The organism is Kitasatospora sp. NPDC023118 (assembly GCF_055560875.1).
Window position 1 is genome coordinate 222490 of sequence record NZ_JBVHHW010000008.1, and the last position, 21476, is coordinate 243965.

The following is a 21476-nucleotide window of genomic DNA, read 5'->3' on the forward strand; positions in this document are numbered from 1 at the left end:
ACAGCCGTGGAGATCGTCACCGCCGTCGCCTACCCCGAGGTCCACGACGCCTACCTGCGGGACCACCCGGTGGAGCGGGCCCACGAGGCGAACAGCAACCTGTACGGCGAGGAGAACGTCGAACGCGCCGACCGGATCCCCGGCGGCTGGTGGCGGGTCCGGCTGAGCCGGGCCGACCTCCTCGGTGTCGTCCTGCCCTGGCACCTCAGCGAGGGCGGGGAGATCGAACTCGTCCCGCGCACCGGGCTGACCGTGGCCCAGGCGGCCGAACGCGTCCGCTCCGGCGGCGCCGCCTGGGCGGCGGCCAACCCGGTCTGCGCGGGCAAGCTGCGGGTGCTGCGCCGGGCGCCGTTCACGCCGCTGTTCCTCAGCACCGGGCCGGTCGACCACCCCGACTACGCGGACCTGCTGGTCCGGGAGGGACTGATCCACATCGACGGCCTGCACCGCATGCTGGCCTGGGAGTTGGCCGGGCGCCTGCCCGAACTGGCCGGGCTGGACGGGTACCTGGTGGGCGACCCCGGGTCGCTCGCCCGGCCGGTGGGAGCGGCACGGACGGGGGACGAGTCGGCGTGACCCCCGCGACGCAGCACCTCCGCTCCGCGTCCGCCACCAACTTGCTGACCGTGCTCCTGTCGCAGCTCGCCCGGTCCCACCCCGACCGGCCCGCCCTCACCGACGGCGTCCGCGCCTACGACTACCGCACGCTCGACACCGCCGCCGGGCGGATCGCCGCCCGGCTGGCCGCCGGCGGCACCGGGCGGGGCGACCGGGTCGCCCTGCTCGGGCCCCGGGACGCCCGGATGCTGGTGCTGCTGCACGGCGTGCTGCGCTCCGGCGCGGCGGCCGTGCTGGCCGACCCGGACTGGTCGGCGGCCGACCTCGCCCGGCGGCTGGCGGCCGTCCGGGTCTCGCGGGTGCTCGCCACCGGGGGCGGCCTCGGCGGGGAGGTGGTGGACGTCGAGGCGGCCGGCCCGTCGTGGTCGGGTGGCGAGGCGGCGGGGGAGGACCTCGCCTACCTCTCCTTCACCTCCGGGTCCAGCGGCGAGCCCAAGGCGGTGGCGGTCACCCAGGACAACGCCGTGCACTACGCCCTGTCGCTGGCCGCGCGGCTCGGCCTGACCTCGGCGGACGCCCCCCGCCTGGCGCACGTCACCACGCTGGCCGCCGACCTCGGGCACACCGCCTGGCTGCTCGCCCTGGCCACCGGGGGCTCGGTGCACGTCGTCCCCGACCGGGAGGTGCGCGATCCGGAGGCCTTCTGGGCCTCGCTGCGCCGGGCCGGGGTCGACACCCTGAAGACCACGCCCTCGCACCTGACCGCCCTGCTGGAGGGGCGCCCGGCCGACGCGGCGCCGCTGCGCACCCTGCTGCTGGGCGGCGAGGCGCTGCCGCGTCCGCTGGCGGCCGCGCTGCTGGACGGCAAGGTCACCGAGCGGCTGGTCAACCACTACGGGCCGACCGAGACCACCGTCGGGGCCACCTGCTTCCTCGCCGCCTCAGCCCGGGAACTGCCCGCCGGGGAGCCGACCGTGCCGATCGGCAGCGGGATCGGCGAGGTGCTGCTCACCCTGGTGGACGGGCGGGGGCGGGCGGCGGCCGAGGGGGAGCTGCTGGTCGGCGGGCGGGGCGTCAGCGCCGGCTACTTCGGGCGGCCGGCCGAGACCGCCCGCGGCTTCGTCCGGCGGGACGGCCGACTGATGTACCGGACCGGTGACGTGTGCCGTCGGCGGGCGGACGGGGAACTGGTCTTCCTCGGGCGGGTGGACCGCCAGGTGAAGGTCCGGGGCTACCGGGTCGACCTCGCCGAGGTCGAGCGGGCCATGGACGGGTACCCGGGCGTCGCGGGCTCGGCGGCGCTGCTGCGGGAGACCGCCGTCGGGAACCAACTGCTCGGCACGGTACGGCTGTTGGAGGGCGCCGACGTCGAGGGTCTCGATGCGTATCTGCGTGACCGGCTGCCCGGCTACTCGGTGCCGCAGCCGATCCTGGTGCTCGCGGAGTTCCCGGTCGGGCCGAACGGCAAGCTGGACCGGCCGCGGCTGGGTGAGCTGGTCGCCGAACTGGTCGAGGCCAGGGCGGAGCCGTCGGGGCCCGGCGGGGACGGCCTGGCGGGGGAGATCGGCCGGTTCTGGGCCGGCGCGCTCGGGCTGTCCGGCGTCGGGCCGCAGGCGGACGTGCTCGCCCTCGGCGGGGACTCCATCCTCGCCATGCGCACCATCGCCCTCCTGCGGCGCTCCGGGCTGCGGGTCGCCCACGAGGACTTCTACCGGCACCCGACGGCGGCCGGGCTGGCCGCCGTGGCGGTGCCAGTCGACGCTGCCGTTCCGGCTCCGCGCCGACCCGGTGGTGGCGGCCGACTCGCGCCCGCTCAGCGCTGGCTGTACCGGCAGCGGTCCGTCGAGGACCCACGGCACTGGAACCAGTCCGTACTGCTGCGCTGCCGCACCGCCGTCGACCCGGCCGCGCTCTCGGCGGCGGTCGCGGCCGTACTGGAACGCCACCCGGCGCTGCGCCGGCCCGTCTCGCCGGACGGGTACGGCGAACCCCGGGCGGTGACCGAGCTGGACCCGCTCTCCCACTCCCGGATCCCGCGCGCGGCGGGCGCGATCGCCGACACCGTCGCCGGAGTCTGCACCGAACTCCACCGCAGCCTCGACCCCCTGGCCGGACGGCTGCTGCGCGCCCACCTGTTCACCGGCCCGCCCGGCACCGACGACCGACTGGCGCTGATCGCCCACCACCTGGTGGTGGACGGGCTGTCCTGGCGGATCCTGCTGGACGACCTCGCCCACGCCTACCGCGCGGTGCTCGACCAGGCTGTGTTCGATCGACGACCGGCCGACCTGCCGCCGACCCCCGACTTCTACCAGTGGGCGGCGGCCGCGCCGCCCCCGCCTGCTGCGCCGGAGGCCTCGGCTCCCGTACCGGAGGCTCCGGCTCCCGTGCCGCCCGCCCGACCGGCCGCGCTCAGCTGGGCCCTGGACGAGCACGCCACCGCCCGGCTGGTCGCCCGGCACGGTGGCGGGGCCGGGCTGGAGGCCGTCCTGCTCACCGCCTTCGCCGGGGCCGTCGCGCACTGGCGGGGTGAGCCCCGGCTCGCGGTGGAGGTGGAGACCCACGGCCGGGACACCGTCGGCGACCCGGGCGAATACCTGGACACCGTCGGCTGGTTCACCGCCGTCAAGCACGTCGAGCTGGACCCCTCGGCGGGCGCCGAGGCCGCCGCGCGGCGGCTGCGCGAGGCGCCCGTCCGACCGATGGACGCACCCGGCGAACGCCCGGCCGTCGGGTTCAACTTCCTCGGTACCTTCCGGCTCCCCGAGGAGCCCGCGCTGGACTGGACCGTCGCCGACGAGCAGGCGGGCCTGGCCCGCTGCGCCGGGGGCGACCCGCTGTACCGACTGCGGCTCACCGCACGGGTGGTGGAGCAACGGCTGGTCGCCGACCTGGTGTACGGGTGGCCCGGCGTGCCCCACCCCGCCGCCGAGCGGATCGCCGCCCGCTTCGCCGAGGCGCTCGCCGGGCCGTCGGCGGAGCGGCCCGTCCGCGCGCCGCTCTCCACCTCCGGCCAACTGCTGCACGCCCGGGTGCCGCCCACCGCCCGGGTGGGCGTCCGCGAACCCGCCCGGGTGCTGCTCACCGGCGCCACCGGATACCTCGGCCGGCACCTGCTGGATGCCTTCCTGCGGCGCGGCGCCGAGGTCACCTGCCTGGTCCGGGCCGCGGACGAGGCGGAGGCGTCACGCCGCCTGGCCGTCGGCCGGGCCCAGGCCGTCGCCGGGGACATCGACCGGGACGGCCTCGGCCTCTCCCCGGCCGCGCTGGAGCGCGCCCGCACCGCCCGGATCGTGGTGCACGCGGCGGCGGACGTCCGGCTGGTCGCCTCGCCCGACGAGCTGGAGCGCACCAACCACACGGCGGTGCGCCGGCTGCTCGGCTGGATCGAGGAGCACACCCCGACGGCCGCGCTCCACCACGTCTCCACCCTCGCCGTCTCCGGCGGGGCGGACGGCCCGCCGCGCCGCTTCAGCGAAGCCGACCTGTGGATCGGCCAGCACTTCCGCACCCCGTACGAGCGCACCAAGTACCGGGCCGAGCAGGCCGTCCGGGCCTGGGCGGCCACCGGGCACACCGCCTTCCTGTACCGCAGCGGGCACATCGCCGCACACAGCCGGACCGGTGCCTTCCAGGCCAACGCCGGGGACAACCGGATCTACCAGCTCATCCGCGGCTACCTGCTGGCGGGCGCCGCCCCCAGCCGGCCGGACACCTCCTTCGCGTTCTCGCACGTGGACACGGTGGCCGCCGGGATCGCCGCGATCGCCCTCGACCCGTACGCCGCGCCCGGCGCCTACCACGTGGAGAACCCGTACGCCGTGCCGCACGACGAACTCGTGGGCCGGCTCGCCGAGTTCGGCTACGCCGTCCGGCTCACCGACGACGGGGCCTTCGCGGCCGCCATCGCCCGGGCCGAGCGCCGGCACCCGACGGCCGCCCGGCTGGCCGCCGCCTGGGCGCAGCAGGAGGAGCGCAACGTCCGGGTGGACAGCGCCTACACCACCTCCGTGCTCGACCGGCTGGGCGTCCGCTTCGCCGCGCCGACCCCGCAGTGGTGGTCGGCCGCGCTCACCTGGGCGTCCGAGGCCGGCTACCTCCCGCCCCGCTGACCCGATCCACTCGACTCACGGAAGGCAGACTCCCTTGCCCCAGCTCTCCCCGGTGCTCAAGCAGGCCACCCCGGTCGTCGCCGTGCGAGGCGAAGGCCTCCACCTCTACGACGCCGACGGCCGCCGCTACCTCGACTTCACCTCCGGCGTGGGGGTGACCAGCACCGGCCACTGCCACCCCCGGGTGGTCGAGGCCGTCCGCGAACAGGCCGGCCGGCTGATCCACGGCCAGTACACCACCGTCCTGCACGACCAACTGCTCACCCTCACCCAGCGGTTGGGCGAGGTCCTGCCGACCGGGCTGGACTCGCTGTTCTATGCCACCGCCGGGACGGAGGCCGTGGAGGCCGCGCTGCGGCTGGCCCGGCACGCCACCGGGCGGCAGAACGTGATCGTCTTCGAGGGCTCCTTCCACGGCCGCACCATGGGCGCGGCCGCCCTCACCACCGCCGGGACCCGCTTCCGGGCGGGCATCGGCCCACTGGTGCCCGGGGTCGCGGTGGCGCCCTTCCCGGCCGCGTTCCGGCTGCGACTCTCGCTGGGGCTCTCCGAGGAGGAGGCGGTGGCGCACGCCCTGCGCGGGCTGGACGAGGTGCTCGCCACCGTCTCCGCTCCCGCCGAGACGGCGGCCATGTTCGTCGAGCCGGTGCTCGGCGAGGGCGGCTACGTCCCCGCCCCGGCCGGGTTCCTGGCCGGACTGCGCGAGCGAGCCGACCGGCACGGCATCCTGCTGGTGGTGGACGAGGTGCAGACCGGCTTCGGCCGCACCGGCCGGTTCTGGGCCCACCAGTACGAGGACGGCGTGCTGCCCGATGTGCTGATCACCGCCAAGGGCCTGGCCAGCGGCTTCCCGCTGTCCGCGATCGCCGCGCCGGCCGAACTGATGCGGCGCGCCTGGCCCGGCTCGCAGGGCGGCACCTACGGCGGCAACCCGGTGGCCTGCGCCGCCGCCCTGGCCACCCTGGACGTGCTGCGCGAGGAGCGGCTGGTCGAGAACGCCGCCGAGCAGGGCGCACGGCTGCTGGACGGGCTGCGGGCGGTCGCCGCCCAGGCGCCCGGCATCGCCGACGTCCGGGGCCTCGGGCTGATGGCGGCCAGCGAGTTCTGCCGCCCGGACGGCTCGCCGGACCCGGACGCCGCCCGGCGGGTCCAGCAGACGGCGGCCGACCTCGGCCTGCTGCTCCTGCTCTGCGGGACCCACCTCAACGTGGTCCGGATGATCCCCGCCCTGGTCGTCACGGCCGGGCAGATCGACGAGGCGCTGGCGCTCTGGTCCAAGGCCGTCGCGGCCGGGGCCCGGTAGGAGGAGGCCTGATGAGCGAGCACACGGTGGCCGAGATCGGCTGGAGCAGTCTGGAGTTGGAGGCTCGGCGGGAACTGTGGTCGCTGCCGCTGGGCGAGCGGGAGCGGCGGCTGCTCTGGGCCGATGCGCGGGTCGGGCGCTGGGGCGCGGCCGGGCCGGTGCGCGAGCGGCTGCGGACCTTCGTCCGGGACAGCATCGCCTCCGTCGGCCTCACCCACATCGGCAGGCTGGTCGACCCGGCGCAGCCGGAGCAGGAGATCACCGAGGCGGTCTCCTTCCTGCTGCGGGACTACGGCCGGATCGTGCCGCAGAACGGGCGCGGCGACCTCACCTCGGTGCTGCGCGACCAGGACGGCGACGGCGACACCGAACTCGGATTCCACTGCGACACCTGCGACCTGCTCGTCCTGCTCTGCATCCAACCCGCCTACCACGGCGGGGGGTTGACCAAGCTGGCGAGCGCCCGGCACGTCCACGACCTGATCGGGAAGGAGCGGCCGGACGCGCTGGCCACCCTCGGCGAGAACTGGACCTTCGACCGGAGCGGCCGGGCCGGCCCGCAGGTCGTGGTTACCCCGATCCTCTACCCGCAGAAGGACGGGACCATCGGCTGCTACTACCAGACCCGCACCGTCCGCTCCTCCCCCGACCGGGGCGGGCCGGAACTGACGGACCGCCAGTGGGAGGCACTGGGCGTGCTTGACGAGGTGCTCTACCGGCCGGAGATCGCCTTCGGGCTGCCGATGGCCGCCGGGGACCTGCTGATCATCCGCAACAGCCGGGTGCTGCACGGGCGTTCACCGTACGTGGACGAACCCGGTCCGCACGCCCGGCGGATGCTGCGGATCTGGCTGAACGAGGGGGAGACGTGGACACCGTGACTCAGTCGCACGGAAAGGTCGCCCTGGTGACCGGCGGCGGCAGCGGGCTCGGCCGGGCCTCCTCGCTGGCCCTGCTGGCGGCGGGCTGGACGGTGGTGCTGGCCGGGCGGCGCAAGGACGCGCTGGAGGAGACCGCCGCACTCGCGGAGGTCGACCCGGCGCGGATCCTCACCGTACCGACCGACATCCGCAGCCCCGAGGAGGTGGCCCGGCTCTTCGACGCCGTCCGCGGCCGTTACGGTCGGCTCGACCTGCTGTTCAACAACGCGGGCGCGGCCGCCCCGCGCCGGCCGATCGTCGAGACCCCGTTCGAGGACTGGAACCGGGTGCTGGACACCATCGTCACCGGCAGCTTCCTGTGCGCCCGGGAGGCCTTCCGGCTGATGAGCACCCAGTCCCCGCAGGGCGGCCGGATCATCAACAACGGCGCGCCCTCGGCCCACGTGCCCCGCCCCAACTCCCTGGCCTACACGGCCGCCAAGCACGCCGTCCTCGGCCTCACCAAGGTGCTCGCCCTGGACGGCCGCCCGTACGGCATCTCCTGCGGGCAGATCGACGTCGGCAACGTCGCCCCGCCGGACGGTGGTCCGCAGCCCGCCGCGATGCAGGCCGACGGCACGATGGCGGTCGAGGCGACCATCCCGGTGGAGCGCTTCACCGAGGCCCTGGTGCTGATGGCCTCGCAGCCGCCCGACACCACCATCCACTCCCTGGTGGTGCTGCCGAGCACCATGCCGTTCGTGGGGAGGGGGTGAGCCGTGCTGGTCAGCGCCCGCTCCTTCGCGGAGTACCGCGCGATGTTCGCGCTCACCGACCGGGACTTGGAACAGCGCATCCTGGACTGCCCGGGCGGCGCGGCGGGTTTTGTCGCCGAGGCGGGCCGGCGCGGCATCGACGCGGTCGCCGTCGACCGTGAATACGCCACGCATCGGGAGGAGTTGGGGCTGCTGGTCGAGCGGGAGACGCTGTTCAAGCGCGAGGCGCTGGTGAAGGAGACGGCGGGCTTCGCCCGGACGTGGTACGCCGATGCGGACGACATGGTCCGTCAGTGGGTGGCCAACGCCCGGACGTTCCGGGCCGACATCGCCGACCGCCCGGACCGCTACATTGCCGGGGCATTGCCCGAACTCCCCTTCGCCGACGGATCCTTCGACCTGGTACTCAGCTCGCACCTGATCTTCTCCTACGGCAACCGGCTGGACGAGGGCTTCCATCGGGCCGCGCTGCTGGAACTCGCCCGGGTGGCGCGGCGGGAGGTCAGGCTCTTCCCGGTGATGGTGTACGACACCGGCGAGCGGTACGAAGGGCTGGACCGGCTGCGCGATGAGCTGGCTGGGGTCGGGATCGGGAGCCGGGTGGAGCGGGTGGCGTACGAATTCCAGCCCGGGGACAACGAGATGCTGGTGCTCTCCTGCGCGGGGTACCGGGCGTCGGCCGCGTCGGCGCCGCTGGCCTCGGCCTCCGATCCGGTGCGGTGGCGACACCGGGAGGGGGCACCGGGCGGAACCGCTTGATCAACTGTGTCCGCACGGGAGGAGGATGGCGACCACGTGCCATGTCCGGGGCGTGGAGATACCCTCGGTGATCGCGGAATCGGCCCGCTAGGGTGACGATCATGGTGAACTTCGTACTGGTCGCGGGTGCGCGGCTCGGGGCCTGGGCCTGGGACGACGTGGTGGCGCACCTGCGGGCGGCCGGGCACGGCGTCCACCCGCTGACCCTCTCCGGCCTCGCCGACCGGCAGGGCGTCCCGGCCGGGCAGCAGACCCACGTCCAGGACATCGTGGCCGAGGTCGAGCGCCTCGACCTGCGCGAGGTCGTGCTGGTCGGCCACAGTTACGCGGGCGTCCCGGCGGGGCAGGCCGCGGCGCGGATCGGTGACCGGCTGGCCCACCTGGTGCTCGTCGACGCCGGCCTCCCGGTCGACGGCCGGTCGTTCGCCGAGGGCTGGCCGGACGGCGGGGTGGCGCTGACGGCGGCGATCGCCGGGAACGGCGGGTTCTGGCCGAGCGCCACCGCCGCCCACTTCGAGGGCCACGGCCTGACCGACGGGCAGATCGCCCGCATCGTCGCCGGCTCGACCCCGCACCCGGGCGCCACCCTGACCGAACCCGCGGTGCTGACCCGACCGTTGGCCGAGCTGCCCACGACCTACCTGCTGTGCCTGCTCGCCGCGGCGGAACCCGACGAGGAGGTGGCCGAGCTGGTGGCCGACGGGCACTGGCGGCTGGTCGAACTGGACACGGGGCACTGGCCGATGTTCTCCCGGCCGGCCGAGCTGGCCCGGATCCTGCTGGACACCGCCGGGTGGTGATGCCTGCGGCCCCGTCAGACGCGGGGCCGCAGGCGCGGCGATGAGGACGGTCAGCACCTGGTCGGCGTCCTCCGGGGCGTGTTCCGTTCGGCCCGCCACCCGGCCCCATCGGCCGGGCCGGAGGGGGAGGACGGGGGCTCCGTGTCATCGGCAGATGAGGCCGCTCGGCCGGTGCGCCCAGGGCCGTTGGGCCCTCGCCGGACACTGCCGGTGCGGCGGATGCTCGAATCACCGGCGCTCCCCGCCGGGAGCAGGGAGTGAACCACCATGACCGCCGAAACCGTCCTCACCACCGCCGACCCGCACCTGCTGGCCGAGGCCGGAGGCCGGCACCGTTCGCTGCACAACAGCCAGCCCTGGCGCTTCCGCCCCACTCCGGACCTGCTCGGCCTGGAGGTCCACGCGGACCCGAACCGGGCCGCGGTGCTGCTCCTCACCGAGGCCGACGGCGATCCGCACCTCCAGTTCGCGGGAGTCCGGCAGCGGCAGGGCGACGACGGCGAGGTCCGCGCCGGCGATCTCGGAGGCCCGGGCGAGCAGCAGGTCCAGCACCTCCTGCTCCGCGCTTCCCGAGAGCAGGCTGTTCGTGACCTCGGCGCTCGCCTCCAGCCAGCGCTGCCGCTGCCGGGCCCGGTCGTAGAGCCGGGCGTTGTCGATCGCGACCCCGGCGGCGACGGCGAGGGTGGCGAGCACCGACTCGTCCTCGGCGTCGAACTCGCCGCCGCCGCGGCTCTCGGTCAGGTAGAGGTTGCCGAACACCTTGTCCCGGATGCGGATCGGCGCCCCCAGGAACGTCCGCATGGGCGGGTGGTTGGCCGGGAAGCCGTAGGAGGCCGGGTGGTCGGAGATCCGGGTGAGCCGCAGCGGCTCGGGGTGGCGGATCAGCTCGCCGAGGATGCCGTGCCCGGACGGCAGGGCGCCGATCAGCTCGACCTGCTTGTCCGTGACACCGACCGGGATGAACTGCGACAGCCGCTGGTCCGCGCCGATCACGCCCAGGGCGCCGTACTCGGCGTCCACCAGGGTGACCGCCGCCTCCACGATGTGCTGCAGGGCCTGGGACAGTGCTGCAGGGCCTGGGACAGCTCCAGGTCACCGCCCGACCGCCAGCACCGCCTCCAGCAGGCTGTGGACCCGGTCGCGGGTGCCCCGGGCCGCGTCCAGGCGGGTTTGGAGCTCGTCCAGGAGCTCGTCCAGACGCAGTTTGGGCACGGGGGCGGAATTGTCCGATGCGTTGCCCAAGGGAATCCTCCACGGCTCGCCCGACGCCACTGACCGGCCTAGGTGTGTCCGCCCTGTCCTGCCGGACGCGGTGGCCGTCTGCGGCACGTCCACCCGTCACGGTTCCTCCTGCCGCGGGAACGCGCCAGTGGCCATGCCCGCGCTGTCGAGGTGCCATCGCACCCCGCCCCGGCGACGTCTTCCGGCTCCGCACATGGTCGACGCGGTGACGGTGGCTGCCATCGAGAGGACGGGCGCCTGGAGGCGGCCCGGGGCGGCCGCACGCGTGAGCGTCCCGTTTTCGGACCGTGGGTGATCCTAGAGCCCTTGGGCGAGCAGGAGTTCGTGGGCCAGCCGGGCGGCGCGGCCTGGCTGGGCGGGGTCGGGTTCCTGGTCGGGAATGTCTTCCAAGCCCTGGATAAGGGCGCGGATCGCTTGGCCGAGGGCCTGGACCTGGGATTCCAGCATCTCCAGGCGCTCGACGGCGCCTTCGAGGTCACGGCCGGGCGGGTGGAGAGCCGTGCCTGGCGTGTGTTCTGTGGTGTGCTCGGTCATGGTCGGGTCCTGAGGGGTTCGGAGGGCACTCCGTAGGTGTGATCAGGCGGGGAGTCGCTCGGCCTCTCCCCAGGTGGCCTCGACTGCTCGTGTGGTGGCCTGCGGGCCGTCGGGGGAGAGTTCCGTTCGTTCACCAGTCTGTCAGGCAGTCGAGGCAGGGGCACGGGCTGCGGAGGGGTCGGAGGGGAGGGATTCGCCTACCGAGGCGGCAGGGGTACGCACGGCGAGGATGGCCATGTCGTCACGACCGTCGCTGGGGTGGTGGTCCGCCAGGATGCGCACGAAGTCGTCCAGCGGGAGGCCGGCGTTACCACCGGCAAGGGCGGCGAGCGAGTTCAGGCCGACGTCGATGGGGTGCCGAGGGTGTTCGATCAGTCCGTCGGTGTGGAGGACCACCGTGCAGTTCCCGCTCAACGGGTGGGCGTGGTCGGGGCGGGGCTGGTCGGTGTCGACGCCGAGGGGGACGCCGGGGTCGGCGTGCAGGTACGTCGCGAGGCCGCCCGGGGTGACCAGCAGTGGCGGGAGGTGACCGGCGGTGGACCAGTGGAGCTTCCAGCCTGGGCCGTCGGGTTCGATCCGGGCCAGGCAGGCCGTTGTCACGGGGTTGTCGGTGATGGCGTTCAGAGTGCGGTCGAGCTGGGCGAGGACCGAGCTGGGCGGGGTGCGCCGGTCGTAGAGCAGAGCGCGCAGCATGTTGCGGGTGGCGGCGGGAACCCCGCGGAGGCCGGGTGCGAGGGGATGTCGTCGAGCCGCAGCGGTTCGGGGTGACGGATCAGGTGCCCGAGGACTCCCCGGCCGCGGGGGAGGTTCACGCCGGCCAGGGCGTCGCGCTCGGCCTCGGTGAGGCCGACGGGGATGAACCGCGCCAGCTGTTCACCCGTCTCGTCCAGCAGGCCGAGCGCCCCGTAGCGGGCGTGGACCAGGTCCATGGCCGTGCTGACGATCCGGTGAAGCACCGCCGGAAGCTCCAGCTCCTGGCTCACGGCCAGCACCGCGTCCAGGAGACCCTGCAGCCGGTCCTGGGCACGGGCCGGTGCCTGGAACTGCTCCCCGTCCCGTCCGGTCTCCACATGAGCCCGCAGGTCCGGAATATGTGGTTGAGGCCGGGGTGTCTCGTCTCGCTCCGTCACAGCCCTTCGCCTCACAGGATACGGGGCACGGTGCGCTGGTGCCGGGACAGCGTACGAGTGCCCACGCCCACTGCTTCGATGCCGTACCGCTGACCGTCAGCCCTGGATCTCGACGTGGCGCGGCTTGGCCGCCTGTGCCTTGGGGATCGTCACCGTGAGGACTTCCTCCCTCCGAGAGCTCCTTCCGCGAGCGCGGCGCGGACGTCTGCGGCCTTCACATCGGTGGGCAGCATCATCCGGTACTCGAACATCGGTGCCCGTGCCATCGCCTCGGCAATCGACGGCATGGCGTCGGCCGACTCCATCAACCTGCTCATTCGATCGAACAAGTCGCCGAATTCGGCGGCCATCGGCACAGGTCACGGGAAGCCCCGCTCCGGCAGACAGCCGGGCCGGCGCCGTACGGGCAGAGTCATTGCTGCTCACCTCCGCTGCTCACCTCCGCGGAACAACTGGGAGAACCCCCCGCTCCCCTCCATGCTGGGCGGCGGCAACCCACCCGGCCACTTGGGGGTTCCGTCGAGACGCAGGTGGCTTCAAGGCTTCGCGAACACCTCCCGCTCCGGGGGCCCGGCGCACGTGGAGGAATCCCAGGAGGGACAGGAGCGGCATGACACCCGCGCCGCGAAGGCCGTGTGCCCGCGGGCGGGACAGCGGCACTCCCGGGGTACAGGGCTACCGGCCGGGCTGGGCCTGCTGTGCCCGGGCCCGGGCGCGGGCCGCCTCGGAGACCCACCCGTAGGAGGCCGTGACACCGCTCAGCGCACCGGTGAACCGGGGCGCCACGAAGTGGGACGGTTGACGGGTGAGGTGAGTGCGGGGTGATCACGACGCCTGGTGATCCGTCAGTTGATCTCGCGGGGGAGATCAGCGTGGTCGAGCCGCCGCGGCGTCACCGACAAGGCCAAGTACCGGGCGGTGCTGATCCCGTAGGGGCGAACGCCGTCCCGCGGTCCACATCGCGGACGGCTGCCCGGACGGGGCTAACGGTGGGCGATCTTGAACTTGGAAGCGCCGTCATAGCTGCGATAGAAGGCCGCAGGCCCACTGACATCGGAGTTGTCGGAGTGGCTCTGCTTCCCCGAGCCGTTGAGGAACTTGCCCGTGAAGTAGAGCGACTCCAGCGAAACGCTGTCACCAGTGGTGATCACCGCCCGGCCGCCGCGCGTGATGGCGCCGGTCGCGGCAACGGAACCGGTCGCGGTGACATTGCCCACGGTGCTGAGGCTGCCCGCGGTCTGACTGATGCTGTTCTGTAGCTCGATCACGCTGTTGACAGTGGACTTGATCTTGGTGACGTTCAGGAACTTGCCATTCGCGATGGTCACCTCACCGGCGGACAACACCTTGTCCGACTTCACCGTCAGACCGTTGTTCGCTGTGACCAAGCCGCTCGCGGTGATCACACCAGCGGTCAGCGTCTTGTCGGACTTCACCGTCAGACCGTTGTTCGCCGTGACCAGGCCACTGGCCGTAACGACCCCCGCCGTCAGCGTCTTGTCCGACTTCACCGTCAGACCGCCGTTGGCCGTGGCCAGCCCCGTGCTGGTGAGCGTCCCTCCAACGCTGAGGTTGCAACCGGATTCGAGCTCAGTGCTGTTGGAGATCAGCAGCGGGACCACGCCGTTGCCGCGCAACTGCCGGATGCGGACGGACTTGCCGCTCGCGGTCGCGGTGACGTCTCCCTCGAACGTCGCATCGCCGCCAGCCTTCAGCGTATTGACCACGATATTGGGGTTGTTGACGGTGAGTGAGGTGGTCAGGAAGTAGTCCTGTCCGTCGACGGTCGCCTTGAGCGTGAAGTTGGCGTTGTCGTTCAGCACTGGCGACTTCCAGACCCGGCCGGCGAAGTTGGCCTGGCTGCTGTCACTCGTCTCGGTCCCGTCCGCCTTCCGGTAGTACATCGTGTACACGATGCGATTGTCGGCGGGCGCATCCCACAACAGGTCCACGGTCAGGCCCCGGTTGATGACGGTCGTCCGAGGGTGAAGGCTCCGGAAGTAGAACCCGTCATCCCCCTTCTTCACCTTCACCTGCCCGGTGCGCTTCTGGTAGCTGTCGTCCGCCCCCGTTGTGGACGTCAGCTCCTCGATATCGAGGTCCACCGTCCCGATGGACGGATTCACCTCGATCCCCGAGAGCGTGAGACTGACCGCCCACGTGCCGTCGAAGACCGCCGTCGTGTCCGGCACGAACGAGAACACCGCCTCATTCGGATCCGTCGTGTCCCGATCGACCCACCACTGCGTCCCCTGCTCCTCCCCGTCCACCTTGCTCGCCGCCGTCGTGATCAACGACGGCTCGATCGTCAGATCAGCCCCCGACCGACCTGTCGGCACCTTGACCGTGATCCCCTTGCAGTACACCTTCGCAGTCCCTGACGGCAGGTCCCGGCCGAAGCGCAACACCACCGTCCCGTACTCCAGCTCGTCCATCGTGCTCACCCGCAACGGACTCGGCACCGTTCCCCGAGCCGGCTTGAGCAGGTTCGTCTCCGCAGTGGATGCCATGACGGTCACACCTGTCCTTTCGAAGCAGTGGTGGGCAGTACGGTCACCGCGACACGGCTGCTGCGGCTACTGGCCGGGCCGTCGTCCGCGGTGGTCTCCTCGGTGATCTCGACGTCGGTGCTCTCGAAGCCGGGGTCCAGCTCGATCAGGAACGAGATGGCCCAGGTTCCGTCGAACCGGGCGGGCTGATCCGGCACGCAGGCGAGGACGGTGACGGCCGGGTCGGTGGTGTCGGGTACGATCCACCACTCCTGGCCCTGCGCGCTACCGCGTACCGACGGCACCGTGGTCGAGATGGTCAGCGGCTGGCGCGCGAGAGCCGGGTCGCTGGTCGCGGCCGGCACCCGCACCGCGATCCGGGTGCAGCGCACCGGCTGCTCGGCGCGGTTCTGGCCCTCCTCGCCCACCGTCAGACGGAGTTGGTGGTAGCGCGGCGGGGCGCCATCCGTGGTGGCCGGTCCGGGGGTGGTGTCCACCCGGTAGGGCAGCAGCAGGGTCATCGGGTCTCTCCTTCGCCACTGGCACGCGGGTGCAGTTGCAGGTAGCCGGCGCGAGCGGCCGGCACCGGGTCGTCGGGGTGTGACAGATCATCAGCTGGCAGGATCGGCAGGTCCGTCCAGAGCGGCGGCCCGTCGCCGGAGACCAGCGGTTCGGCCCAGCTCCACGCGCCGTGCAGGGCGCTGGGGTGTGGCATGAAGATGCCGTGGTCCGCGGGCTCGGGCTCGGTCGAGCGCTTCGCCGGGTCTCCCGAACGGACCGGCGCCAGCAGCGGGTTGAGGCGGAACGAGGCACGGATCGCGGCCAGTGCCCGGTGGGTGATATCGGCGTCCACGGTGAGCGCCGTGACGGGGAGGATGTCGGTGGTGGCGTGCACGGCCGTGTGCGGGCAGGCGAGCAGGGTCAGGTAGCGGGTGAGGGGACGGTCGACGGGGCGGGCCGGCATCGCGATCCCGGCGCCGGTGCCGATCAGCGCGAAGTACGGGGCTTCGTCGGTCGACGCGTAGACGGCGGTGTCACGGCCCTGGACCGGCACGTGCAACTGCCGGTAGGAGGTCTTCTCACCGGGTTCGGAGGTGTAGTAGCCGATCAGCCCGTCGGCCAGCTGCTCGTACTCGCCCAGCCGCACTGCCCACCGGTAGTCCGGGAACTCCTGCGCGTTCGGCTTCAGGGCCTCGTCCCAGGCGGGGTCGGTCAGCGGCGGGCCGAGCAGTTCCAGGCCGAGCCGGGCCCGGATCAGGGCGACCGGCCGTCCGATCAGCCGCGCGGGGGCGCGGTCCTCCTCGGGCGCGGGGTCGGTGATCCGGGTGAGCGCCCGGTCGATCGTGGTCATCAGCAGGCCGAAGGTGTCGGCGTCGCGGCCCACGAGCTCGGCGGCGAAGCCGGCCACGTGCGGGTAGACGTCCTCGAAGTCGGCGGGCTCGTCGAAGGGCGCGTGCGGCAGCGCGTTCCAGGCGATCTCCCGCTCGCCCTCGGCGGTGTGGATCACCCGCAGCTCGCCCAGTGGGCTGCCGTCGGGAGCGTAGACCAGCAGGGTCTGGTCCAGGTGGTTGACCAGTAGCCAGCCCGCCACCGGCGTGTCGCCGACCGGGTCGGGTGCACCGCTCACCGCTGCGAGCGGGCGGTCGTCGCTGTGGTGCACCGGTTCGAGCCGGATCCGGGTGTCCTGGAGCAGGCGGGGCGGCAGCTGAATGAAGCGCTGCGGCCCGGGCAGTGGCGAGAAGAGCGGCCGATCGGGGTCGGGGGTGACGCTGGCCGCGCGTACCGGGTCGAACTGGGTGGGCTGCCCCTGCTGGGCGGTGACCAGCCGCAGGGACTGGCCGAAGCGGTCGATGATGTGCAGTTCGGTGAAGTAGAACTGGCCGGCCCGCACCGGCTGGAACCGCTGCTGGCGACGGTCCCCGGCCCCGTCCGGCACGTGGTTGCTCTGCCCGGCCAGGTCCAGGATCTGCCGGTCGGTGGTGACCTGGGCGGTGCCGTCCTGCTGGATCAGCCAGTCGTTGAAGCCGTCCAGGGTCTGGGAGAGGATGTCCAGCGTGTCGAAGTCCTCCTGAAGGGCGCGCAGTTGACCCACCAACTCATCAGGTGCCCCGGCCAGCTTGCGCTTTGTCTGCTCACGCAGCACGTACGACAGGGCGGGAGTGAGGAAGGAGCGCCCGGCGAAGTTCGTCCAGCGCACCCCGCCCTCACCGTCGCCCTCGGGCACACCGGTGCCGTTCCAGCGGTAGTCGCCTCCGTCGAAGGTCCAGTTGTCGGTGCCACCGGCCCCGCTGCCGCCGCTGCGGAAGGGGGTCGCGCAGTACTTGATCCGCCACTGCAGGTACATCGGCAGCCAGGGCTGGCGCCAGAGGCGGGTGTACTCGGGGAACGGGCCGTCGGTGAACGCCGGCGGGCGCGCGACGATGGCTTCGAGCGCGCTGCCGGTGCGGGCGGCGAGGTCGAGCATGGCCAGTTCGGCGATGAGGGGCCGGCACAGCTCGGGCAGGTCGGTCAGGTCGGGGGCCAACGGGTCGGGGTCCGGGGTGACGGAGTCGGCGCCGATCCGCACCCGGGTCAGCAGCCGGGAGGGCAGGCGGCAGGGCAGCGGCTGGTCGTCGGGGCGGCCCAGCGGCTGGGTGGTGCCGGAGCCCTCCATCACCACCACGGGGTCGGCGGGCCGGTAGAAGGACGGCTGCGGGGAGCGTTTGAGCTCCTGCGCCTCGGGCAGGTCCTTGCCGGCGGCGAACTCCTCGATCTTCACCGGCAGGCCGTCGGGGTCCTCGGCGTAGGGGATCTCGGTGCGCAGCTCGTCAAGCGTGGTCCGCAGGGTGGTGACCTGCCCGCTGAGCGTGTTGATCTCGGCGTTCCAAGCCGTCCGATCGAAGTCGAACGGCTTGGGCCGCCGCTTCTCGGGCAGTTCGCTCAGCCACCAGAGCGACCACAGCCGCCACTGGAGGCTGGCGAGTTCGGCCATGCGCTGGTCGTACTCGGTCTGCTTGGCGTTGAGTTCGTCCAGCCAGGCGGGCTGCGGGAGTTCGGGGGCGGGCTCCTCCGTGCCTTGCTCGGCGGGCCGGTTGACGACCTGCCAGAGGTAGCCGCCCTCGCTGCCGCTGAACCAGGAGCGGCGCATCACCTCGTCCAGGTCGATCGGTCCGTCGGCGCTGTCCATCGTCTCCAGCTCGCCGTGGAACAGCGCCTTGATCAGGTCGCCGTCGCGGGCCGAGCGGGTCTGCTGGCTGACCAGCGCGGCGGCCGCGTCCCCGGTGCTGTGGCCCAGCGCGACCTTGACCGAGGTCCCGTCGGGCCGGTCGGAGTCGGGAACGAGGCCTTCGCGCTGCCAGTCGACGCCCAGCGCGGTGCCGGCGTAGCGGCTGCGCACGATGTCACCTGATGGTCCGTCAGGCAACGTCCAGCCCAGGGCTTCCAGCACGGCGGCCACGCTGCCGGGGTCGGCGCCGGGCGGCAGGAGACCGGGGATCTCGGCCGCCTTGCGCAGGATGTCGGCGTCGTCATCGGAGTACCAGCCCACGACCGCGTAGCTGAGCGTGGCGTTGGGCGGGTAGTTGTCCACCGGCCCGCGCAGGTCCTGCAAGGTGTCCTGGAAGAGGAAGACGTTGTGGTGGTACGGCGCGAACGCGGCGAAGGCCGGCAGCCCGGACCCGACCGCGGTCAGGAAGAGCGGCCGGGGCGCGGGGTCGTCCTTGCGGGGATCGTGCCACGGTCCGGTGGCGAGGTCGTGGGCCCGGCCGATCCGGTCGGTGGTGGCGGTGCCGGCGTACGGGTTCAGGTAGGAGTTGCTGCCGTCCCAGATCGGGTTGGAGTCGGGGCGCTCTGAGGAGAGGTAGTCGCTGTGCACCACCCAACCTGCCACCGTGGGGGTGGAGGTGCCGCGCACGGTGGCGTAGCGGACCACCAGCCAGCGGTTGGGGACCAGGGGGAAGGTGCTCTCGCCGCTGTCGGGGTCGATGAAGCCGGTGGTCAGCGCCTCGGGGAGCTGCCACTGCAGGTGGACGCCCTCGAAGTCGGTGCCGGTCCAGTAGTCCCGCTCGTTCTCGTACGGCTCGGGCTCGCCACTGGTCTTGAACTCCTCGTTGAGCATCATGGTGAACATCGGCGACCAGCGCTTGAAGCGGTCCTTGTCGGCGCGGACCGCGCGGTTGGCCACCAGGGCGTGCAGCTCGACGGGCACGATCAGGTCGGTGTCGGTCATCGGTGCTCTTCCCCGGAGTTCGGTGTCGGCTGCGTGACGGTGATGCTGAGGTGGGGGCGGTTGGTGGCGGCTTCCCGGGCGGTGATCCGGGCGATCTTGTTCCCTCCCCGGTCCTTGCTGAGCGCCACCGAGAGCTCGTCGCCGGTGTGCTGGCGCAGGTGCGCGGTGATGTCGAACTCCAGCCACGCCCAGGCGTCGACGGCGCCGACGTGCGCGCTGGCGATGGGATCGGCCGACAGGGCGGGCTTGTTGGCCCAGGCGAGGGTGGACTCGTCCCAGTCGTTGTCGGTGGCGTACGCCTTGAGGTCGAAGTCGCCCGCGTCCTGGGCGGCGGCGTACACCCGCAGCAGTGCCTTGCCGATCTGGTCGGGCGGCGGGAGCTGGGTGGTGTCGAAGCGCAGGTAGGCGATCCGGGTGACGGTGCTGGTGGGCCCCTCGTTCTTGACCAGCAGCGGGTTGATGGTGCCGAAGTCCTCGGCCCCCGAGCCGTACCTCGCGAAGGTGTCGGCGACGCAGTCGCGGCGCACCGTGGGGGGCAGCAGCAGTTGTTCCAGCGGCGCGTTGACCAGCTCCAGGGCGAACTGGCCGGGCGTCAGTCGTCCGCTGGGCAGGCAGGCCGCGGACAGGGCGGCGAGCAGCCCGTCCTGTTCACCGGACAGGCGCAGCACGTCGGGCAGTTCGCCGACGCTGTCGGTGCGCAGGTAGTCGAAGACGGTGCCGGAGCCGGGGACGTCGGGGTCGGGGAACTCGGTGTCGGTCGGGTAGCCGACCCGGTTGCCCGTCAGGTGGCGCAGGCTGATCCGCTCCACGGAGTTGATGCCGAAGTGGATGCCCTGGCCCGGCTCGCGGATGGCGATCTGGTCCGGGACTCCGTCCCAGAGCACCAGCAGCACGTCCGGGGCGAGGTGATCGCGGCGCAGTTCACCCACCGGCTCGCCGTCGGCGGTGGTGGCGAGGATCTCGAAGACGGGCCAGGCGCGCACGAGTTCGGAGTTCATCAGCAGCCCGGCCACCGGCAGTGAGGTGCCGGCCCGGCTCAGGCGCTCGGTGAGCACCGGATGCACGTCGCGGTCGAGCGAGGTGTGGGCGCCGACATCGGCGGCGCCGGCGACCAGCGCGTGGATCCAGGCCGGGTCGATCCGGAAGGCGCGCAGGCTCTCGGGCGGCAGCATCCGCGGGTCGGGCACCAGGTGGCCGAACGGCACGCCGTTGAGCAGCGCCAGGCGTTCCAGCCAGTCGGGCATGGTCGGGGTGGCCTCCTGAGCGACCGTCAGCAGCGACTGCTGGGCGCGTGGTTCGGTGATCAGGGCGGACGGCTCCAGCCTGGTCCTGCGCACCGCCGCTGCCGGGGGCGGGCCCTGAACGGCGGGGGCCCGCAGGGCCTGGACCAGGCTGCGGCCGAAGCCGGGCGCCGCCAGCTCACGCAGCGCGGCGGTGCCGGCCGGCTCCGCCGGATCGACTGCGGCCCGTGCCTGGTCGGTTGAGAGCGCCAGCAGGGTGGCGGCCCGGTTGGCCAACTCCCTGCGGGCCTGGACGAGTTCGCTGCTGTAGTCGGGGTCGGCGAGCGCGATGGCGCGGCCCAGCGTCCAGGCGGCGGCGTAGCTGACGTCGAAGAGGCCGTACTCGCGGTCGTAGATCAGCGCGTGGTCGGCTGTGGTGTGCGGGCCCTGGGCGGCTTCGACGGGCAGCGGGGGGGCGGTCAGCGGGGTGAGCGGGCCGCGGTACCAGGCGTAGGTGTCCTCCCCCGCGAGGGTGCGGTAGGCCACGGCGGTGTAGCCGCGGTGCAGCCGGGTCCGCGCGTGCTCCGCCTCGGGGCTCGCGGACGGCTCGCCGGTGGGCGCCAGCCGCAGCGCGAGGTTCTCCGGGTCGGTGTGCCCGGGGGCGACCAGGTTGCGCAGCAGTCCGGCCGGGTCGAGCGAACCGTCGGGGTCGTTGGTGAAGTGCCAGGACCACAGGCTGCACAGCCGCACCTTCTCGTCGGCGGGCAGCGAGCCGGGCGCCAGGCGGCCGAGCCAGCCCTCCAGCGAGACCAGGTGCACCGCGTAGCTGCCCGGGGTGCGCGGGAAACGGTTGGCGGCCAGCACCGCGTACTCGCCCTCGGTCAGGATCTCGCCGTTGTCGCGGCGCTGCGGGGCGGTTCGCACATCGCGCATGTGGACCAGGTGGAAGAGCTCCTCCTGGCGCGGCACGATCTTGTGGAAGACGCCGACCGGCAGGTCGATGGTGCGGCAGGGGTTGTTGCCGTCGATCGTGCCGGACAGCTCGGGGCCGTTGATGCCCGGGCCGGGGTCGCGCAGCTCGCTGATCGGTCGGGTGGTGAACTCGCCCTGGGCGTCGGGGTCGTCGTCGAGTTCACCGGCGGCGAAGACCAGAAGCGCCAGCCAGGGCTCCTTGGCCGCCCGCCCCAGCAGCTGCCGCTCCCAGGGCAGGATGGCGCGGCTCAGCGTGAGGTGCGGCAGCACGTGGGTGTACCGGCCGACCGCGCCGGTCGGGGGGAAGGTGGCGTGCACCGAGGAGGGGTCCAGCACGAACTGCGCCGCACGGATCTCGTAGCTGTCCTTGGCCTCGGGCAGTTCGGCGTCGGCGTCGACCCGCTGGCCGTCCTTGGTCAGCTCGTGCCGGACGGTGATGGTGTAGACGCCGGCGGTGGCCTTGGGGTCGAGATGGTCGTAGAACGAGACGTTGAGGTCGGGTCGGGTGGGCATC

At 72.9% G+C, this 21476-nt stretch carries 13 protein-coding genes and 2 pseudogenes; 7 read left to right on the forward strand and 8 right to left on the reverse strand.

All coding sequences use genetic code 11. The features are described 5' to 3' along the window. Positions 1-6 precede the first annotated feature (6 nt). The 7 genes from ACZ3UD_RS13195 to ACZ3UD_RS13225 all read left to right on the forward strand — a co-directional run bounded on the left by ACZ3UD_RS13195 (position 7) and on the right by ACZ3UD_RS13225 (position 9168). Positions 7-576 (forward strand): DUF6309 family protein, encoded by a 570-nt coding sequence (locus ACZ3UD_RS13195; RefSeq protein WP_465585778.1) that lies wholly within the window; start codon positions 7-9, stop codon positions 574-576. Then, on the forward strand, positions 573-4670 hold the full coding sequence (locus ACZ3UD_RS13200; RefSeq protein ID WP_465585780.1) for an AMP-binding protein: 4098 nt from the start codon (positions 573-575) through the stop codon (positions 4668-4670). Before ACZ3UD_RS13195 ends, ACZ3UD_RS13200 begins: the two co-directional genes overlap by 4 nt. A 34-nt stretch (positions 4671-4704) precedes the next feature. Further along, complete coding sequence (locus ACZ3UD_RS13205; RefSeq protein ID WP_465585782.1) at positions 4705-5973, forward strand: aspartate aminotransferase family protein; 1269 nt, start codon at positions 4705-4707, stop codon at positions 5971-5973. A gap of 11 nt (positions 5974-5984) precedes the next feature. Continuing rightward, complete coding sequence (locus ACZ3UD_RS13210) at positions 5985-6854, forward strand: TauD/TfdA family dioxygenase (protein WP_465585784.1); 870 nt, start codon at positions 5985-5987, stop codon at positions 6852-6854. Continuing rightward, the gene (locus ACZ3UD_RS13215; protein ID WP_465585786.1) at positions 6842-7609 is read left to right on the forward strand and encodes an SDR family oxidoreductase; all 768 of its coding nucleotides are present in this window, start codon (positions 6842-6844) and stop codon (positions 7607-7609) included. Before ACZ3UD_RS13210 ends, ACZ3UD_RS13215 begins: the two co-directional genes overlap by 13 nt. A 3-nt stretch (positions 7610-7612) precedes the next feature. Further along, positions 7613-8368 (forward strand): methyltransferase domain-containing protein, encoded by a 756-nt coding sequence (locus ACZ3UD_RS13220; RefSeq protein ID WP_465585788.1) that lies wholly within the window; start codon positions 7613-7615, stop codon positions 8366-8368. Between the two features lie 101 nt (positions 8369-8469). Beyond that, on the forward strand, positions 8470-9168 hold the full coding sequence (locus ACZ3UD_RS13225; protein ID WP_465585790.1) for an alpha/beta fold hydrolase: 699 nt from the start codon (positions 8470-8472) through the stop codon (positions 9166-9168). A gap of 240 nt (positions 9169-9408) precedes the next feature. On the opposite strand, the pseudogene ACZ3UD_RS13230 reads toward ACZ3UD_RS13225, so the two are convergent. The 8 genes and pseudogenes from ACZ3UD_RS13230 to ACZ3UD_RS13265 all read right to left on the reverse strand — a co-directional run. Then, a pseudogene (locus ACZ3UD_RS13230) lies at positions 9409-10410 on the reverse strand (GAF domain-containing protein); the annotation flags it as partial. 297 nt (positions 10411-10707) lie between these two features. Then, positions 10708-10944, reverse strand: a complete 237-nt coding sequence (locus ACZ3UD_RS13235) for a hypothetical protein (RefSeq protein WP_465585792.1) — start codon at positions 10942-10944, stop codon at positions 10708-10710. A 141-nt stretch (positions 10945-11085) separates the two neighbouring features. Continuing rightward, positions 11086-12026, reverse strand: a pseudogene (locus ACZ3UD_RS13240) (SpoIIE family protein phosphatase). 197 nt (positions 12027-12223) lie between these two features. Continuing rightward, positions 12224-12424: a hypothetical protein gene (locus tag ACZ3UD_RS13245; RefSeq protein WP_465585794.1), complete on the reverse strand. Its 201-nt coding sequence runs from the start codon at positions 12422-12424 to the stop codon at positions 12224-12226. Between the two features lie 633 nt (positions 12425-13057). Next, positions 13058-14584 (reverse strand): hypothetical protein, encoded by a 1527-nt coding sequence (locus ACZ3UD_RS13250; protein WP_465585796.1) that lies wholly within the window; start codon positions 14582-14584, stop codon positions 13058-13060. A gap of 5 nt (positions 14585-14589) precedes the next feature. Beyond that, positions 14590-15084, reverse strand: coding sequence for a hypothetical protein (locus ACZ3UD_RS13255; protein ID WP_465585798.1), 495 nt, complete (start codon positions 15082-15084; stop codon positions 14590-14592). Continuing rightward, complete coding sequence (locus ACZ3UD_RS13260; protein WP_465585799.1) at positions 15081-18770, reverse strand: hypothetical protein; 3690 nt, start codon at positions 18768-18770, stop codon at positions 15081-15083. The genes ACZ3UD_RS13255 and ACZ3UD_RS13260 overlap by 4 nt, the downstream gene beginning before the upstream one ends. Further along, positions 18767-21475 (reverse strand): CBM96 family carbohydrate-binding protein, encoded by a 2709-nt coding sequence (locus ACZ3UD_RS13265; protein WP_465585800.1) that lies wholly within the window; start codon positions 21473-21475, stop codon positions 18767-18769. Before ACZ3UD_RS13265 ends, ACZ3UD_RS13260 begins: the two co-directional genes overlap by 4 nt. Position 21476: the final 1 nt, after the last annotated feature.

Excerpts from the sequence above, each read along its gene's own strand:
- ACZ3UD_RS13235 (WP_465585792.1), bottom strand. The coding sequence starts at position 10,944 with ATGACCGAGCACACCACAGAACACACGCCAGGCACGGCTCTCCACCCG.
- ACZ3UD_RS13250 (WP_465585796.1), bottom strand. The coding sequence starts at position 14,584 with ATGGCATCCACTGCGGAGACGAACCTGCTCAAGCCGGCTCGGGGAACG.
- ACZ3UD_RS13255 (WP_465585798.1), bottom strand. The coding sequence starts at position 15,084 with ATGACCCTGCTGCTGCCCTACCGGGTGGACACCACCCCCGGACCGGCC.
- ACZ3UD_RS13245 (WP_465585794.1), bottom strand. The coding sequence starts at position 12,424 with ATGGCCGCCGAATTCGGCGACTTGTTCGATCGAATGAGCAGGTTGATG.
- ACZ3UD_RS13225 (WP_465585790.1), top strand. The coding sequence starts at position 8,470 with ATGGTGAACTTCGTACTGGTCGCGGGTGCGCGGCTCGGGGCCTGGGCC.
- ACZ3UD_RS13260 (WP_465585799.1), bottom strand. The coding sequence starts at position 18,770 with ATGACCGACACCGACCTGATCGTGCCCGTCGAGCTGCACGCCCTGGTG.
- ACZ3UD_RS13210 (WP_465585784.1), top strand. The coding sequence starts at position 5,985 with ATGAGCGAGCACACGGTGGCCGAGATCGGCTGGAGCAGTCTGGAGTTG.
- ACZ3UD_RS13265 (WP_465585800.1), bottom strand. The coding sequence starts at position 21,475 with ATGCCCACCCGACCCGACCTCAACGTCTCGTTCTACGACCATCTCGAC.